This window comes from Flagellimonas aequoris (assembly GCF_003584165.1).
Lineage (GTDB): Bacteria > Bacteroidota > Bacteroidia > Flavobacteriales > Flavobacteriaceae > Flagellimonas > Flagellimonas aequoris.
In genome coordinates this window covers 193851-209854 of sequence record NZ_QXFJ01000031.1, presented here as the reverse complement: position 1 = coordinate 209854, position 16004 = coordinate 193851, and the positions used below count along the sequence as shown (strand labels likewise).

The 16004-nt window shown below is 42.9% G+C and carries 18 protein-coding genes; 9 read left to right on the top strand and 9 right to left on the bottom strand.

Features of this window, described 5'->3' with window-relative positions:
• The first annotated feature begins 70 nt into the window (after positions 1-70).
• Positions 71-424, top strand: coding sequence for a DUF6249 domain-containing protein (locus D2U88_RS18760; RefSeq protein ID WP_119642071.1), 354 nt, complete (start codon positions 71-73; stop codon positions 422-424).
• A 61-nt stretch (positions 425-485) separates the two neighbouring features.
• Positions 486-1118: an MOSC domain-containing protein gene (locus D2U88_RS18755; protein ID WP_119642070.1), complete on the top strand. Its 633-nt coding sequence runs from the start codon at positions 486-488 to the stop codon at positions 1116-1118.
• Between the two features lie 50 nt (positions 1119-1168).
• On the opposite strand, the gene D2U88_RS18750 is transcribed toward D2U88_RS18755, so the two are convergent.
• Entirely contained in the window at positions 1169-1549 is a 381-nt protein-coding gene (locus tag D2U88_RS18750; protein ID WP_119642069.1) for a hypothetical protein, read from the bottom strand.
• A 213-nt stretch (positions 1550-1762) separates the two neighbouring features.
• On the opposite strand from D2U88_RS18750, the gene D2U88_RS18745 reads away from it, so the two are divergent.
• A complete protein-coding gene (locus D2U88_RS18745; protein WP_119642068.1) occupies positions 1763-2632 on the top strand; it encodes an AraC family transcriptional regulator in 870 nt (289 codons plus the stop codon).
• Positions 2633-2639: 7 nt separating this feature from the next.
• Here the strand turns inward: D2U88_RS18745 and D2U88_RS18740 are convergent, their stop codons facing one another.
• Complete coding sequence (locus D2U88_RS18740; protein ID WP_119642067.1) at positions 2640-3410, bottom strand: S1/P1 nuclease; 771 nt, start codon at positions 3408-3410, stop codon at positions 2640-2642.
• A gap of 143 nt (positions 3411-3553) precedes the next feature.
• On the opposite strand from D2U88_RS18740, the gene D2U88_RS18735 reads away from it, so the two are divergent.
• Positions 3554-5752 (top strand): DUF5916 domain-containing protein, encoded by a 2199-nt coding sequence (locus D2U88_RS18735; RefSeq protein WP_119642066.1) that lies wholly within the window; start codon positions 3554-3556, stop codon positions 5750-5752.
• Positions 5753-5861: 109 nt separating this feature from the next.
• Here D2U88_RS18735 and D2U88_RS18730 read toward each other — a convergent pair whose 3' ends face one another.
• Positions 5862-6029, bottom strand: coding sequence for a lmo0937 family membrane protein (locus D2U88_RS18730; RefSeq protein WP_119642065.1), 168 nt, complete (start codon positions 6027-6029; stop codon positions 5862-5864).
• Positions 6030-6376: 347 nt separating this feature from the next.
• On the opposite strand from D2U88_RS18730, the gene D2U88_RS18725 reads away from it, so the two are divergent.
• From D2U88_RS18725 to D2U88_RS18705, 5 genes are all read left to right on the top strand, one after another.
• Entirely contained in the window at positions 6377-6859 is a 483-nt protein-coding gene (locus D2U88_RS18725; RefSeq protein WP_182859220.1) for a DMP19 family protein, read from the top strand.
• An 89-nt stretch (positions 6860-6948) separates the two neighbouring features.
• Entirely contained in the window at positions 6949-7353 is a 405-nt protein-coding gene (locus tag D2U88_RS18720; protein ID WP_119642063.1) for a helix-turn-helix domain-containing protein, read from the top strand.
• Between the two features lie 31 nt (positions 7354-7384).
• Positions 7385-7780, top strand: coding sequence for a VOC family protein (locus D2U88_RS18715; RefSeq protein ID WP_119642062.1), 396 nt, complete (start codon positions 7385-7387; stop codon positions 7778-7780).
• Positions 7781-7863: 83 nt separating this feature from the next.
• Positions 7864-9126: a DUF819 family protein gene (locus tag D2U88_RS18710; protein ID WP_119642061.1), complete on the top strand. Its 1263-nt coding sequence runs from the start codon at positions 7864-7866 to the stop codon at positions 9124-9126.
• A gap of 44 nt (positions 9127-9170) precedes the next feature.
• Positions 9171-9872, top strand: a complete 702-nt coding sequence (locus D2U88_RS18705; RefSeq protein WP_235855830.1) for a DUF4369 domain-containing protein — start codon at positions 9171-9173, stop codon at positions 9870-9872.
• On the opposite strand, the gene D2U88_RS18700 is transcribed toward D2U88_RS18705, so the two are convergent.
• The 6 genes from D2U88_RS18700 to D2U88_RS18675 are packed head-to-tail and all read right to left on the bottom strand — an operon-like array spanning position 9869 to position 15109.
• Entirely contained in the window at positions 9869-10141 is a 273-nt protein-coding gene (locus tag D2U88_RS18700; RefSeq protein WP_119642059.1) for a hypothetical protein, read from the bottom strand. The two genes, D2U88_RS18705 and D2U88_RS18700, sit on opposite strands and share 4 nt — an antisense overlap.
• Before the next feature lie 26 nt (positions 10142-10167).
• Positions 10168-11136: a type I phosphomannose isomerase catalytic subunit gene (locus D2U88_RS18695; protein ID WP_119642058.1), complete on the bottom strand. Its 969-nt coding sequence runs from the start codon at positions 11134-11136 to the stop codon at positions 10168-10170.
• Positions 11136-11543 carry a 6-pyruvoyl trahydropterin synthase family protein gene (locus D2U88_RS18690; protein ID WP_119642057.1) on the bottom strand — a complete coding sequence of 136 codons (408 nt, stop codon included), beginning with the start codon at positions 11541-11543 and terminating at the stop codon, positions 11136-11138. The genes D2U88_RS18695 and D2U88_RS18690 overlap by 1 nt, the downstream gene beginning before the upstream one ends.
• Positions 11540-12073, bottom strand: a complete 534-nt coding sequence (gene idi / locus D2U88_RS18685) for an isopentenyl-diphosphate Delta-isomerase (protein WP_119642056.1) — start codon at positions 12071-12073, stop codon at positions 11540-11542. The genes D2U88_RS18690 and idi overlap by 4 nt, the downstream gene beginning before the upstream one ends.
• A 55-nt stretch (positions 12074-12128) precedes the next feature.
• The gene (locus tag D2U88_RS18680; RefSeq protein WP_119642055.1) at positions 12129-13082 is read right to left on the bottom strand and encodes a PorP/SprF family type IX secretion system membrane protein; all 954 of its coding nucleotides are present in this window, start codon (positions 13080-13082) and stop codon (positions 12129-12131) included.
• 5 nt (positions 13083-13087) lie between these two features.
• Positions 13088-15109, bottom strand: coding sequence for a T9SS type B sorting domain-containing protein (locus tag D2U88_RS18675; RefSeq protein ID WP_119642054.1), 2022 nt, complete (start codon positions 15107-15109; stop codon positions 13088-13090).
• Positions 15110-16004 lie beyond the last annotated feature (895 nt).

The following is a 16004-nucleotide window of genomic DNA, read 5'->3' as shown; positions in this document are numbered from 1 at the left end:
AACCTAGATCAAAAAAGCGTCGTCATAGGCTATGAACAAAAAATATAAATAATCATAAAAACGAATTGTCATGGGATCTGAAGTAATCATTTTACCAGTAATTTTTGGGGTCATTTTTGCCATCGCCTACCTCTATTTTTCAACACGTAACAAAGAAAGGTTGGCCTTGATCGAGAAAGGTGCCGAAGCCAGCATCTTTGTAAAGGGACGTAGAGAAGGAGCCGCTCCTTTTTGGAAAATTGTCATCCTTAACATTGCCCTTCTACTCATCGGTATCGGGGTTGCCATTTTTGTGGGCTCTATTCTGGTCTATTCCTTTGGTGTGGAAGAAGGTGTGGCCTATCCTGGAACCATATTTACCTTGGCAGGCGTGGGCCTTTTGGTCGGTTTTACCATGACCAAGCGCTTGGAAAAGGAAGATTAAAATACCCAAAAACAGTATGAAGGACCACCGCCCATCGCGGTGGTTTTTTTATCTTGGCAGTATGAAAGTCATCTCCACCAACTTAGGCCAATCCACGGAAATCATGTGGAACAACGAAAAAACGACCACGGGAATCTTCAAATACCCTGTCCCCGGACCCATTTTCTTGGATTCGGAAGCTGTTCGCGACGATACCATTGCCAACAGAAATGTACACGGTGGTCAATTTAAGGCCTGTTATCTCTTTTCAAAGGAACAATACCCTTTTTGGCAAAAGAAATATCCCGACTTGCCATGGGATTGGGGCATGTTTGGGGAAAACCTTACCGTGGAAGGTTTGGACGAAGCCCAATTGAAGATCGGCAACATTTACAAGTTGGGTTCGGCCTTGGTGCAGATCACCCAGCCACGAGAGCCTTGCTTTAAGTTGGGCATCCGGTTTGGCAATCAGAATATTTTAAAAGAATTCATAGATCATGGATTCCCAGGATCCTATGTTCGAGTATTGGAAAGGGGTGAGGTTGGTGTCGGAGATTTTCTGGAACTGGTGGAGGAATCCCCCAACCCGTTGACCATTCAACAGTTTTATGGTTTATTGTTCAACAGGGAAAAAGACCAAGAATTGTTACAATGGGCCATTAGCAATGATGCACTACCACCAAACAAAAGGGAAAGCTTAAAAAAATGGGCATAAAAAAAGGGGGCCTCCCGGCCCCCAATGCACATAAAAATTAACTAAACAAACTATCTTACTACCATAGTTTCTTTGTAGGTACCAAATTTGTCCACTACAACTACGGTATATTTATCTTGATAAGCTTTTTCGAAGTTGAAAGCCTTTTCAACCACGATATCCCCTTCGATGGCCTCGTCAAAAACAAGTCTGTTTTGGGAATCGTAAACTTTTAGAAGTACTTTTCCTTGAGAGATGTTCAAAAGGTTCATCATGATCTTTTGTCCTTTCTTTACAAATACAGGGTCAAGGTTTACTTTCACCAAGTTCTTTTCTACTTCGTATTTAGCAGTCACTTTTTTACCAAAATCAACTGCGGTTCCGTTTGCCAACCCGATGGCACTAACCAAAAGGGCTGCTGCTACTGTTAAGTTTTTTACTACTGATTTCATAACATTTCGCTTTTTTTAGATTACAACACAAATGTATGGTGCAATTGAGGACAGGAATACCACCATCTTTTCCAGTTTATATGCAATTTTAACACGATGGGTATGTTAATTGGACGTTAATGTTAATTTAACACACATTTGTGGTAATTTTGCAGATATGTTGGTTGGGGATACCGTCCTAACTTTACATTACCAAATAAAAAATTGGAACTTATGATTCAAAAACCTGCATTTGAAGCTATAGCCCCCAGTTTTGGTCACTCGTTCACTTTTCAAAAGTTCAACGAAAGCAATGAGAACAAGAACAATGGCTGGCATTACCACCCGGAACTGGAACTGGTATATGTGAATGGAGGCTCGGGAAAAAGACAGATAGGCAGCCACGTATCCTATTATAGAAACGGGGATCTGATCCTTATTGGATCCAACCTTCCCCACTGTGGTTTTACGGATAAGCTCACAGGAAACAAAAGTGAGACCTTGATACAGATGAAAGCGGATTTTCTGGGAAGTGATTTTTTCAACATTCCCGAAATGAAAAACATCCAAAAGCTTTTTGAAGTGGCCAAGGGCGGTATTGCCTTTTATGGAAAGACTAAAATGAAAGTAGGAGAGAAAATGGAGATCTTGGAATACCAGACCGATTTTCAAAGATTACTTTCCATCCTTAATATATTGAACCAATTGGCCACCTCGGATGAGATGAACGTGCTGAATGCCGAAGGCTTCTCATTGGAAACAGAAGTGAAGGACAATGACCGCATCAATATTGTCTTTAACCACGTAAAGGCGAATTTCAAGGAAGATATCAGTTTGGAGGAAATATCGGATATGGTGAGCATGACGGTCCCATCATTCTGTAGATATTTTAAAAAGATCACCAACAAGACGTTTACCCAGTTCGTGAACGAATACCGATTGGTGCATGCCTCCAAATTATTGGCCGAACAGCCCATCAGCATAACCCAAGTGTGTTATGATAGTGGCTTCAACAATTTTTCGCACTTCAACAAATCGTTCAAGGCATTTACGGGACAAAACCCTTCGGAATACCGAAACCAGTTGAAAACGGTCCTTCAATAAAACAAGGTTAATCGAACAGGTCGTTCAAGACCTTTGCCAATCTTAGACCTCCTTTTTGAAGTTGTTCGAACAGGAGGTCATTATAATTATAGGCATACTGATACCCTAGCTTTTCGCCTACCTTAACGGAGTCGTACAGTTCGCCACAAATCTGATGGGATTCATCGACCCAATCGTAAATAGTGCCTTCCTGCATTTTTTTCACCTCTTTCTTTGAGGCCTTGTCCAATTCATGGGCCAATTCGGTATAGGTCATTCCATAGGATTCAATGAGGTTCTGGTCCCAGACCCTGTGCAAGTTGCTGCCTTGGCCAAACCATTGTACCTGAATATCATTACCTCCCTTGTCCTCTTCCCTACTGGCGTGCATGGGCTGATGGAGGTCACCTATGAAGTGGATCAACATCTTAAGGTAAAAAACACGGTCTTCCCTGGGCGTATTTTTATCCTTAATTTTTGTCTTGCATTCCTCAATGGCCGTGATGATATCCCCATATTCACTCTTCTCGGAATCCACGTAATGCATACCCAAGGGATAGTTAACGTAATGCCAAGGTGAATATTTGGAATAGGCGCGATCTGCCTTGATATCATCCGCGTAGGTGGAAACAAAGGCCAAACTGTGACCATCCAACAAATCGTTCAACGCTCTTTTGGCCTTGCCGGTCAAGTGCTCTTGGGCAATCTGCCCGGTAACACGATGCCCCGTTTTGCTCCAAAAAGTATTTCCGAACATAAAAATGGGAACCAAGAGGAACAATACAGCGGTCTTTTTCATAATGGATGAATATTGGCAATAAAATGAATTAGCTACAGTCAATTTTCCGAATCTTTTCCCAATGGACAATGCCCTATTATTTTTTTGGGAATATTTTAACTATACCCTTACATTTGAAAAACTGACTAAACCAAACTAAACCAATGTCCAAACTACGAATTGTAATTGCTACAATCCTATTTCCCATTGCCTTAGTTGCCCAATTGAACAATAAGACCTTTACGGTCAAACACATTGACGAGATCATTGACGTTGACGGCATTTTGGACGAACCCATTTGGGAAATTGCGGAAAGTGCCGATAGCTTCCATCAATATTTTCCCTCGGATACGACCCTGGCAGCCCAGCAGACCAACATTAAAATGCTGTACAACAATACCACACTATATATAGGTATAAAACTGGCCACTGAAGGGAATGATTATGTGATACCTTCCCTACAGCGGGATTACCGTGCAGGAGGAAATGATAATATCAGTCTGCTTTTTGACACTTTTAACGATGGTACCAATGCTTTTTTGTTCGGTATGAACCCCTATGGTGTCCGGAGGGAGGCTCTGATTTCCAACGGAGGCGCAGGGCCAAGTAACTTTACCACTTCATGGGACGTAAAATGGAAGGGCGAGACCAAATTGTACGATGGCTACTATATCTGCGAGATTGCCATTCCCTTGACCTCCTTTAAGTTTAAACAAGGGGAGACCAAGTGGCGGTTCAACAGTTACCGGTTCGATATGCAGACCAACGAGACCAGTACTTGGACGAAAATTCCCCAGAATCAATTGATCTATAGTCTGGCCTTTATGGGGGACATGGTCTTTGAGAAACCACTGGGCAAATCCAGAACCCCCATGGCGCTCATTCCTTATGTGAACGGCATTGTGGGCAAAGATTATGAATACGACGAAAAACTGAGTAAACTCGACTTTGGAGGCGATGCAAAAGTGTCCATCGGGAACGGAATGAACCTGGATATTACCGTAAACCCCGACTTTTCGAATGTGGAAGTGGACAATTTAGTGACCAATTTGACCCGATTTGAGGTTTCCCTTCCCGAAAAGCGCCAGTTTTTTATTGACAACAGCGATCTTTTTGGTTCTTTCGGGAGTGAAGATGATTCCAATCCCTTTTTCTCAAGAAGGATAGGGATTGCCCAAAATCTAGAGGACGAAACCATTGAAAATGGTATTGTGGGGGGCATTCGGTTGAGCGGAAAACTTACTGAGGATTGGCGTTTGGGCCTTTTGAACATCCAAACAGAAAAAGATGAGGCCAACCATATACCCAGTAACAACAACACCGTTTTTGCCCTACAGAAAAAAATGTTCTCCCGATCCAACCTCAGTTTCATCTTCGTGAACCGCCAAACGTTTGCTGATTATGATTTTTTGGAAGAAGAAGATCGATACAATCGTGTGGTGGGCCTCGATTACAATTTGGCCTCCGCCAACAATACCTGGACCGGAAAGTTTTACTATCATAAATCCTTTGCCCATGACATGGGCGACAGGGATGCATCTGGCGGTGTGAACCTTCAGTACAATAGCCGTTTCCTTAATTTTGGCCTCAGGGGAAACTTTGTTGGTAACGATTTCCGTTCAGATCTCGGCTATATCCCAAGGGAAGATATTGTGGTGGCCAAACCCTATGTGGAAGTCAATTTTTGGCCCAGCAAAGGAAAACTGAACACTCATGGCTTTCTGTTCAGACCTTCCATGGTTTGGCGTCCTACTTTGGATTATAAGAACACCGATTACTTTTTTTATACCGGGTGGCAGGCCAAGTTCAAAAGTCAGGAAGAAGTGGCCGTACGGTTGTTTAACCGATATACGTATTTGACAGACACCTTTGACCCTACAGGCACTGATGACGGTATTGAACTTCCTGCCGATATCGGTTATCACTACACCAGTTATGAAGTAGAATTCCAAAGTGATCGGCGCAGAGTGTTCTCCTATTCCTTGGAACCGGGCTATGGGGATTTTTATAATGGCACCCGCTTTGTAATGGAAGGCGACTTGAGCCTCCGCCTACAACCTACGGTTTTTATTTCCCTTGGTCTGAACTATAACAGCATCAAACTACCAGAACCCTATGAGAGTGAAGATCTTTGGTTGGTGAGTCCCAAAATAAACATCACCTTCAATAAATCCGTGTTTTGGTCCACCCTGATCCAATACAGTAACCAAATGGACAATTTGGGCTTCAATTCGAGGTTACAGTGGCGGTTTGCCCCACTTTCAGACCTGTTCTTGGTGTACAACGACAATTATTTTGTGAACTCCTTTATGCCGCGCAATCGATCCATCAATTTAAAGTTCACGTATTGGTTGAACATATAAATGAAAAGCAGCTACAAACAATTTCTAGCTGCTTTTTGTGGTAAGGTGTTATCCTCCCATAGATCATTGCCCTTTGGCAGATAACTATAATTTCGATCCAGCTTCTATATTAGAGTGGCTTTCGTCCCGAAATGATATTATACAAAATTGCGATAATTGCGATGACCAATAATATGTGGATCAAGCTTCCCGTGGCCATTCCGGCCACAATTCCAAAAAAGCCCAATACCCAAATGATGATACATATTACGGCAACCAACCAAAGTAAACTTCTCATGATTTCTAGGTTTTAGTGTTTTATAAGAATAAAATTAGAAGTTTAACTACCATCACTTTAGCGCGATTCATGTAATTGTTGACTCAAAACCGATTTCCTCTTCTTTTTCAAATAATGGGGCATTCTAATGGCCCGAATGTGTGTATCTTGTCATAACAACCATTGACTGGATGAATTTTACAATCATAATTGCAATTCTGGCCATTTTAGGGTATATCCTTCCGAAGTTGGTAAAATTTGGGGAATCCGCACCTTCAAAACCGAAAGGGGAATGGCACTATAGAGTGCGGTTTGCCAAACTGAACAAAGAACTTTATGAAAAAGCGACTGAAGAGGAAAGGCTAGAATTGTTGTATTATTTTGCACAAAAAATTAGAAAAAGTGATGACTACGGAATAACTTCTTTGCAGGAAATGCCAGAACCTCTCAAAACCTTTTATTTCATTGATTGTCTAGAAAAAGAAGTCAACAATGGCGGATTTTTGCAATTTTTCACAAATTCAACAGGTCGATATACAGAAGAAACCATTGATAGCTTGGCCAAAATTGGAGCAGATTTCAACAAAAGCTTGATTTTAAGCGCAGTAAAAATTCTTGAAAAGCATAACGTTTCCCCTGAAAGCCTTGGGAACCAATTGGACAATCATGACTTACATGAAATTTTCCCAATAGGTGAATTATATCAGAATGAGGCCCTAATGAATGAAATGTATGAAATTGACAAGCAATTTTATAAATCGGATGAATACCTTTGGAAATTGAGTTTGACCTATTTCGAAGAAAACAATCAAGATCTTTGGCCAAAATTGGAAGAACAATACAGAAATTAAGCTACTGGTATGCTTCTCCAATACCGAGAATACGATTTTACAATATTGAAAAAATCAAAATCTATTGAGCATAATGAAAACCGTTTGCCATGACATTTTATCGAAGTGAAATCCTTAGAATCAAAGACGTTTGTTATTCCAATACAGGGCAAATACAGAAGGTACTCAAGACCCGAAACTATATTGAGAACCACTTAGACCAGGATCTTAATCTGGATACTTTGGCCTATGTTGGGTTCACTTCAAAATACCATCTTCTAAGGCTGTTCAAGCAATATTATGGGCAGACCCCAATGCAATTTCTAATTGATAAAAGAATAGAGAAATCAAAATTCTATCTAAAAAAGGGAATATCGATTTCAGAGACGTGCTATCTGGTCGGGTTTGAAAGTCCCAGTTCTTTCAGTACCCTCTTCAAAAAAAAGACGGGATCCATGCCAAGCAGCTTTCAAAAAAAGCAATTTTCACAAAGTCGGTCTATTGGTGATTTTTGATTTTTGTTCATCCAATCCAAAAATATAACCAATGAAAGTAAAAGTATTGAGCATACCCGTTCTGGACCAAGAAAAAGCCTTGACCTTCTATACCGAAGTATTAGGCTTTGTTAAGAAAGTGGACGTGCCTCTAAGCGAGGATAGCAGGTGGTTGACTGTGGTAAGCAAGGAAGAACAGGACGGCCCTGAAATATTACTGGAGCCTTCCCCCAAACATTTTGAACCTGCAAAGACCTATCAAAGATCGTTGTTTGAAGCAGGCATTCCGTACACACAATTCAACGTGGAAAATGCGCAACAGGAATATGACCGTCTTTTGGGTCTTGGCGTTGCATTCAGTATAAAACCTACCGAAATGGGTACCGTAAAAATTGCGGTTTTTGATGACACCTGTGGCAATAACATTCAAATTGTGGAAATGCTATAAGGATTCCATCCTAAACTTCGGTATCCCATAAGAACCAAATCTCCCCCATGATTTTCCTATATTTGGGACCATAGCTTACAAATATGGACCAACTACCCTTTACCGAAGACACTGTGATCTTTGGGCTTCTTTGCCTGTGCCTTGGCTTTGTTTTTTATACTTCATCCATCAAAACTGGGTTTTGGGGAAAGTTTTACAGTATTGTGCCCACCGTACTCATGTGCTACCTTTTGCCCGCCATTTTGGCCAGCGTAGGCATTGTAGATGAATCATCCTCCCAAACCTATTTTGTGGCGAGTAGGTATCTTTTACCAGCCGCCTTGATCTTAATGACCCTGAGCATAGACCTAAGGGCCATTATGAACCTAGGGTCCAAAGCACTTATCATGTTCTTGACGGGTACCGCGGGCATCATTATCGGTGGACCTATTGCCATATTGATCGTTTCCATTTTTTCCCCAGAAACCGTTGGTGGCAGTGGGGTCGATGCAGTCTGGCGTGGCTTGGCCACCATTGCCGGAAGTTGGATCGGGGGCGGTGCCAATCAAGCGGCCATGTTGGAAGTCTTTAAATACAACCAGGAAAATTATGGGGGCATGGTCCTTATTGATATTGTCGTAGCCAATCTGTGGATGGCCATCATCCTATTCGGGGTAGGCAAGACACAGAAAATTGATAAATGGTTAAAGGCCGACACTTCATCCATCGAAGAACTCAAACAAAAAGTATCTACCTACACCGAAAAAATCGCAAGGATAACCACATTGAAGGATTTCATCATGATGCTTTTTTATGCCTTTGCAGGGGTGGGTATTTCACATTTCATCGGGCATCATTTTGCAGCATTTTTGCAAGACAATTTTGAGGTCATCCGAAATCCCCAAAAAATACTGTCCTCCTTGGGATCTGAATTTTTATGGATGGTGGTCTTCGCCACTTTGATAGGCATCGGATTGTCCTTTACCAAGGCCAAAAACTATGAAGGAGCGGGTGCCAGTAAAATCGGTGGTGTGTTCATTTATATTTTGGTGGCTACCATCGGTATGAAAATGGACTTGGGCAAAGTCCTCGAAAACCCGGGACTCATTGCTATTGGGCTGATCTGGATCAGTATTCATGCACTGTTATTGATTTTGGTGGCCAAATTGATCAAGGCACCGTTCTTTTTTCTGGCCGTTGGGAGCCAGGCCAATGTGGGAGGAGCGGCTTCGGCTCCGGTCGTTGCGGCGGAATTTCATCCTTCCTTGACCTCGGTAGGCATTCTTTTGGCTGTTTTTGGCTATGTTGTGGGTACCGCAGGTGCCTATTTATGTGCTTTGTTGATGGAAGTGGCCTCCAAAGTTTAAAAAGTTCAGAAGTTTACTGATATTTGCCCAGCTAAAATTTTATGATGAAACAGATATTGTTCGTAATGCTTTTGGGACTGGTTGTTGTTTCTTGCGAGAAGAACACGGAAAATACCATGGTCCTGACCGGAAATATAAAAGGCCTTAAAAAAGGGACATTGTACTTGCAACAGGCCAAAGATTCTACCCTTGTGGTCCTGGATTCCTTGGAGATAAACGGCGATGGGAATTTTAGTTTTACGGAAGAAGTGGTAACCCCTGATATTTTTTACCTCTATCTGGACAAAAAAGACAACAACGATATCAATGACCGAATCACCTTTTTTGGTGAGCCTGGGCAAATCAATATCAAAACAGCTTGGAACACTTTCGATACCAAGGCTGAAATCACGGGATCAAAATCCCAAGAAAAAATGGAGGAATTCTATGACATGACTTCCAAATTTAATATTAGGGAGCTTTCCTTGGTCCAACAAGCGTCCATACCTGAGTTCCAAGCAGATTCCCTTGCTTTGGATTCGCTGCAGAACTTGGTAGACCAAAATACCATTAGAAAGTTTAGATATGCACTGAATTTTGGCTTGAACAACGGGGACTCCTATGCCACCCCTTATTTGATGGTCACAGAGGTCAGTCAGGCCAATCCAAAATATCTGGATTCCATCTATAAAGTGCTTACCCCAGAGGTGGCAGACTCAAAATATGGTAAAGCGCTAAAAGAGCTTTTGGACAGGAAAAAGAACTAACTCGCCAAACTGTTCAACTGATCTACAAGTTGAGTAGCCTTTTCCTCCAACTCATTTCGTATGTTCCTGAAATGGGCCTTTCGGTCTTCCACATCTTTTTGGTGGACTTTGTTCATAAGCTCATCGAATACATCGATGGCCTTGTCTATAATGACGGTTCCTTCTTCGGATTCTTTATTGCCGGAGCCGGCCTCCCAAATGTAAACGGCCTCGATAATATCCCCCAGGACAAAATTGATATCTTTCTTTAAATCGCGAATACTTGGCATATCAGTGTTTTTATTAAAGGTACTAATTAAATGGTCACTTCTAAAAGTTTGGCGGCTTGGGTTTCAATTTCCACCTTGCTGCTCATTGCGGGCACCAAAACAGTTTCACCCTTGTTGATGAAAGTACTACCCCAATCATTGGTAATGGTGGCCCTTCCCCCTACGCACATATAAATCGTAAAGGAATCCCTATTGACAAGGTCTTGGTGCATGGGTCGGGAAAGCGCAATAAAATTGGTCTTAAAATAGGGACAATCCACCATTTCGTTCACCATATCACCTTTTGCGGAATAGCTAACCTTAAAGTCATCCTTTCTTTTATAATCAATGGCATCCACGGCCAAACTGGTGTGCAGTTCCCTTAGGTTGCCATTCTTATCTTTTCTGTCAAAATCGAAAACCCTGTAGGTAATATCGGAAGTCTGTTGGATCTCCGCCAAAAGCACACCGGCCCCAATGGCATGTATTTTCCCCGTATTGATGAAAAAGGTATCGCCTTCCCCCACTTCTTCATAGTTCATCAAATCCAAGAGAGAACCTTCTTCCAAACTTTGCACATATTCTTCCTTGGCCACATCCTTATTGAAGCCTACAATGAGTTTGGCTCCAGGATCGGCATCCATAATGTACCACATTTCAGTCTTTCCAAATGAATTGTGCCTTTGTTTAGCCAGTTGATCGTTGGGATGTAGTTGAATGGAAAGGTCTTGCTTGGCATCAATGAACTTGATTAGGATAGGAAACTCGGCTCCAAACCTATTTACCACGCTTTTTCCCAAGAGGGCCTCACCGTGGTTGTCCATCAAATTTTGAAGTGAGGTGCCTGCAAGGGGACCATTGGCTACTTCGGAAATATCGCCAGCAACGCCAGAAAGTTCCCAGCTTTCACCTGTGATATCACTTTCTATGGGTTTTCCAAGCACTTCCTTTAGTTTGGTGCCGCCCCAAAGGCGTTCCTTTAAGATAGGCTTAAATTTTAGGGGATATAAGTCCATTATCCTGAATAAGTTACAAAATTTCGGGGAGTTTCATAGAGTACCACCTCAAGTTCTTTTTGGTTGTCGATAAGAGGTCTCAATTTATTCCATATGACCACGGCAATGTTTTCTGCCGTAGGGTTAAGGTCCTGGAATTCGGGAACATCGGTATTCAAATTCTTATGGTCCAAGGCTTCTTCCACGTGTTCTTGAATCAGCTCTTTCAATACTTTTAGATCCATCACAAACCCGGTTTCTTGGTCTATTTCTCCAGTTACACTGACAATTAAATCATAATTATGACCGTGAAATCGTGGATTGTTGCATTTTCCGAACACGGCTTGGTTCTTGGCATCATCCCAGTCCGGCCGGTGGAGCCTATGGGCCGCATTAAACGTGGCCTTTCTACTTACCTTCACTTTCATGATGCAGGGATGTTTTGCATAAGATGGTCATAAAATCGTTCAAAGATGATCTTGAACCACGCAGTATACTGTTCCGGATTATCCTCGATATCTCTTTTGATATCCTCCGGATGCATCCATTTCCAATCTGCCACTTCGTTGGGATTGATGTTCGGCTCACCCAAAAAGGAACCCATCATCACATGGTCATATTCGTGTTCCGTAAGTCCGTTGTCAAAAGGTGCTTTGTAAATGAAGGAAAAGAGTTCCTTCAGTTCCGTGGAAAAGCCCATTTCTTCCATTAACCTGCGTTTACCAGCCTCAATATTGCTTTCCCCATCCCTTTGGTGGCTGCAACAAGTGTTGGTCCACAACAAGGGGGAATGATATTTTTCCTTGGCTCTTTGCTGGAGCAGGGTCTCCCCTTTATCATTCATCACAAAAACGGAAAATGCCCTGTGCAAAAGGGCTTTCTGGTGTGCTTCCATCTTGGGCATAAGACCAATAGGTTCATCGGACTCATTCACCAATATCACATATTCCTCTTCCATGTGGTAAAAATATGACCTTTACGGGACATAGAAGGTAGCAGGTTCTTAAATCTTCTTAAAAGAAGCGTGGGGATTTAAGGTTGCCTATGTTTCTTAGGAAATCGTACCGAAGAATAATTTCAAACGAGCCATCATTAAAAGTGGCCGCTCCTAGTTCTGTGATTTCCCTATCGTAGGCCAGACCTACCATGAACTGATCGGAAAGCATGAACCCGACAAGACCACTGAAGGCAGCATCCCATCTGTAGGCCAATCCCCCAATGAATTTTTCGTTGAACATGAAATTAGTCGATACATCCACTTGTAAAGGAGCTCCCTGTACCACTTTGGTCAATAGTGTGGGCTTAAACTTCAAGAAAGGGTTCAGGTCCCAAACATATCCTGTGATAAAATACATATTGATCTGTTCCTTTGCCGTGGATACCGAGGAGGAATCAAAATGGGTCGTCTGCAATATTCTCGGAGCGGAAAGACCCACATAAAATCTGTCGGTGTGGTAATAGACCCCGGCACCAAAGTTGGGAGAAAACTTGTTTTGGATATCCTGTTGCGATTGTAACTGAGGATCTACTTCAAACTCATCCAATTCGGAATAGCGGATGTCCAACATATGCGCACTACCTTTTAAACCGAAGCTTAACCTTCCTTCCCAAGAAGTCTGGATGGTATAGGAAAAATCCACATCGAAATACGTCTCCGAAGTAGGACCGATCTTATCGTTTACAATGGAAACGCCCAATCCCACACCTCGGTACCCAATCGGGGAATGAATGTTGAAGGTTTGGGTTTCCGGGGCTCCATCGAGTCCCAACCATTGGTTACGGTACAACCCTGCAATGCTCAAATGCCCCCTGGAACCTGCATAGGCCGGATTCACGCTCACGGTATTGTACATGTACTGGGTATACTGGGCATCTTGCTGGGCCTGAAGGCTTCCCAAACCAAGTAGTAGCAGTACAAGCAACCATTGGATGTTTCGGTTCAAAATCTTTTTCTCCACAGTAATCATTTTGGTTATCTGTTTATGTATATGTAGCCCGAAAGCTGTTTCATGTTTCCTCCCATATCCTGATAATCCAATACATAGAAATAGGTTCCTACGGGAAGTTTGTTGTCTTGGTCAACGGTGACCCTACCTTGCGAGGTACCGTCGAACACGTTGCCATTGGTGTTATAGGATCTGGTTTGATAGACCATTACACCCCATCTGTTATAAATTCTTACTGTGTTGTTTGGATAATTTTCTATTCCGTTGATAGCCAATACATCGTGTACACCATCGCCGTTAGGAGTGATCACGTTGATCACATCAATTTCATCTACTGTTGTTTCGCCAAGATCGGGATCCAGATAATTCGGCACCCCATCACCATCGGTATCATCGTTGGCGTAATTACCGTCCTGATCAAGATCTTCATCAATGGTTTCAATACCATCATCATCATCATCCGAATCCCTAAAATCTGGAATACCATCGGAATCCGTATCAGGCAAGAACAAGCTTGGCTCGTCCATTTCATCGTTCACATCGATATCGATGACCGTTTCACCTTCATATCCATCGTCCAAACCGTCATTGTCCTTGTCAGAACCAATGAACGTGACTTCTGGAATACCATCATGGTCATGATCATGGCCTTCAATGGCGTCTGGAACATTATCGTCATCACTATCCAGATCCACATAATCGGGCAAGCCATCATTATCGGAATCTACAGGGATCAATCCGATATTGCCATCCAGTTCATAGGCATCATCAAGTCCGTTCGCATTGGCATCCACCAAACTTGGAGGAATATAACCTAAGGCCAATTGTGCTTCCACGTTATCCGGAATTCCATCATTGTCACTGTCGATGTCCAAATAATCCGGGAATCCGTCACCATCGGTATCCGTTGGCGAGGTAGAAGGATCATTATCTCCATCGGCATTCAAATCCTCAAAACTGTCCACAATACCATCACCGTCACTGTCCAAATCAACTCCAGAAGCATTAACGATTACCGTAATGGTTGCCGTATCACAATTTCCGTTGGTATCACAAACGGTATAGTCGAACGAATCGGTACCGTTGAAACCTGGATTTGGAACATAGGTAATATTGTCATCCGAAGGATTGTTCGGTGTGCCATTTTCATTCAAAATGATGCTTCCACTTGTTGGATTGGTCGCTGTGATGGTTCCTGATGTCGGGATATCATTATCATTGGCGCGCCATGAAATAACTATATCCGTATCGATATCCGTAGAGACCGAATCATCATTGGTATCCACGATAGGCAATACATCAACCGTAACTGTTGCGGTACTACAATCGCCAAAAGAGTTACAAATCGTATAGTCGAAGCTATCACTGCCATTAAAATCAGGATTCGGTATATAAGTCACCACATCGTCCGATGGGTCGTTAGCCGTTCCATTGTCATCGATACTAACCGTTCCATTGGATGGTCCTGTAATGGACAACGTGCCAGTTGTGGGCAGGTCAGAATCATTATCAAAAATAGGCACTACGATATTTTCATCCTCGTTTACGGCAATCAGGTCATCAACCAAATTTGCAGCCTGACTCATGCAAACCACCGTAAACCTTGGTAACGCTGAACTGTTCCCTGCTTTGGTAATGGTCGCCACGTACCTTGTGACCGTTTGGGTACTCGTGACCATGGGTCGGGTTTGATCCCCACTGACTGCAGGGCTCCAACTCACCGTTGCCCCCGCAGGAACACTGGCAGAAATGTCCAGAGTGACCTCATTGTTGGGAGCGGTACAATCCGTTAAAATAAAATAACCCGTTGCATTGGAACCACAGAGAGTACCGTCGTAGGTGGCAAAGTAAACACCTGGCTGGGTAGCTTCGTAAAAGGAATTGGTCCCTAAAACGGTAGCCAAGTCCGAGGCTTCATACCATTTGTAATTGTTCTCATCACCGGTGTTTGGTGCTTGGAGCAAAAACTGGGCATTTGCCATGTTCGCTCCCAAAAAAAGGAGGAACAAACCAATGAGTAAAGACCTATATGGGGTTGTTGAATTCAAATCTATGAGTCTTTAGTCATTATTATTTTACCACAAATACTACGTTGATCAAGGCATTGTAATCTGCCGGTTGTCCGATGATATCATAGGTTAGGACACCACTGGCATTAATGCTCATGTTGGCAAAAACCGATGGGTCTGCATAGGTTACATAATAGTATAAATCTGTTGCCGCATATGTTGGAAGGGCTGCAGGAGCACCTGTGCTGGCTACTGCCGGTGTTCCATACTGTGCCACGTATTGGGAATAAAGATTAACGGTAAGTCCAGTTCCATTTGAAGATGCATCAATAGCAATCGAAGGTGGATAGAAAATCCTTGCCGATTTGGCTGTTACTTTTGTGATATCAGCCATGGCACTATCAACCGTATCTTCAGTTGTACCGTCTCCATCCACATCTATGTTTGTCATTTCAAAAGAAGCACCTCCATCTCCTCCTACAGAAAGCTCATTATTTGCATCAGTACTAACCACATTGGCTGTTGCCGGAGCACCTCCATCTTCGTCAACATAGGTAATCACGCCTGTGCTTGTATTCTGAGACAATGATGTCACTGTTTCATTAATATCAACTGATGTAATACCTGGTTCAGAAATTGTAGCTATTCGGTTACCTGTAATTGTATTGGTTACGCTTACATCGTCGTCTGCCATACTGTCGACGTAGGCCTTCGTGGCCGCGTCCTGTGCATTGGTAGGGTCCGCGATGTTTGTGATCGCGGAACCGCCACCATCGTTACCGTCGGCAAGTACCTCGCCCAGGTTCTGTATCTCGTTCAAAGGGTCCGCGTCGGCATCGCGGATGTCGATCGTGGCACTCGAACCGTCGGTGATCGTCACCTCCACGCTCTCGTTGGCCACACCTCCGGAGCCTATGCCCAGGTCCTGGTCGTC

Bases quoted from the DNA above. Each gene is read 5' to 3' on its own strand.
- D2U88_RS18710 (WP_119642061.1), top strand. From the start codon at position 7,864: ATGGACCAACTACCCTTTACCGAAGACACTGTGATCTTTGGGCTTCTT.
- D2U88_RS18750 (WP_119642069.1), bottom strand. From the start codon at position 1,549: ATGAAATCAGTAGTAAAAAACTTAACAGTAGCAGCAGCCCTTTTGGTT.
- idi (WP_119642056.1), bottom strand. From the start codon at position 12,073: ATGGAAGAGGAATATGTGATATTGGTGAATGAGTCCGATGAACCTATT.
- D2U88_RS18760 (WP_119642071.1), top strand. From the start codon at position 71: ATGGGATCTGAAGTAATCATTTTACCAGTAATTTTTGGGGTCATTTTT.
- D2U88_RS18740 (WP_119642067.1), bottom strand. From the start codon at position 3,410: ATGAAAAAGACCGCTGTATTGTTCCTCTTGGTTCCCATTTTTATGTTC.
- D2U88_RS18700 (WP_119642059.1), bottom strand. From the start codon at position 10,141: ATGCCAAGTATTCGCGATTTAAAGAAAGATATCAATTTTGTCCTGGGG.
- D2U88_RS18745 (WP_119642068.1), top strand. From the start codon at position 1,763: ATGATTCAAAAACCTGCATTTGAAGCTATAGCCCCCAGTTTTGGTCAC.
- D2U88_RS18690 (WP_119642057.1), bottom strand. From the start codon at position 11,543: ATGAAAGTGAAGGTAAGTAGAAAGGCCACGTTTAATGCGGCCCATAGG.
- D2U88_RS18715 (WP_119642062.1), top strand. From the start codon at position 7,385: ATGAAAGTAAAAGTATTGAGCATACCCGTTCTGGACCAAGAAAAAGCC.
- D2U88_RS18720 (WP_119642063.1), top strand. From the start codon at position 6,949: ATGACATTTTATCGAAGTGAAATCCTTAGAATCAAAGACGTTTGTTAT.
- D2U88_RS18755 (WP_119642070.1), top strand. From the start codon at position 486: ATGAAAGTCATCTCCACCAACTTAGGCCAATCCACGGAAATCATGTGG.
- D2U88_RS18680 (WP_119642055.1), bottom strand. From the start codon at position 13,082: ATGATTACTGTGGAGAAAAAGATTTTGAACCGAAACATCCAATGGTTG.
- D2U88_RS18705 (WP_235855830.1), top strand. From the start codon at position 9,171: ATGAAACAGATATTGTTCGTAATGCTTTTGGGACTGGTTGTTGTTTCT.
- D2U88_RS18730 (WP_119642065.1), bottom strand. From the start codon at position 6,029: ATGAGAAGTTTACTTTGGTTGGTTGCCGTAATATGTATCATCATTTGG.
- D2U88_RS18695 (WP_119642058.1), bottom strand. From the start codon at position 11,136: ATGGACTTATATCCCCTAAAATTTAAGCCTATCTTAAAGGAACGCCTT.
- D2U88_RS18735 (WP_119642066.1), top strand. From the start codon at position 3,554: ATGTCCAAACTACGAATTGTAATTGCTACAATCCTATTTCCCATTGCC.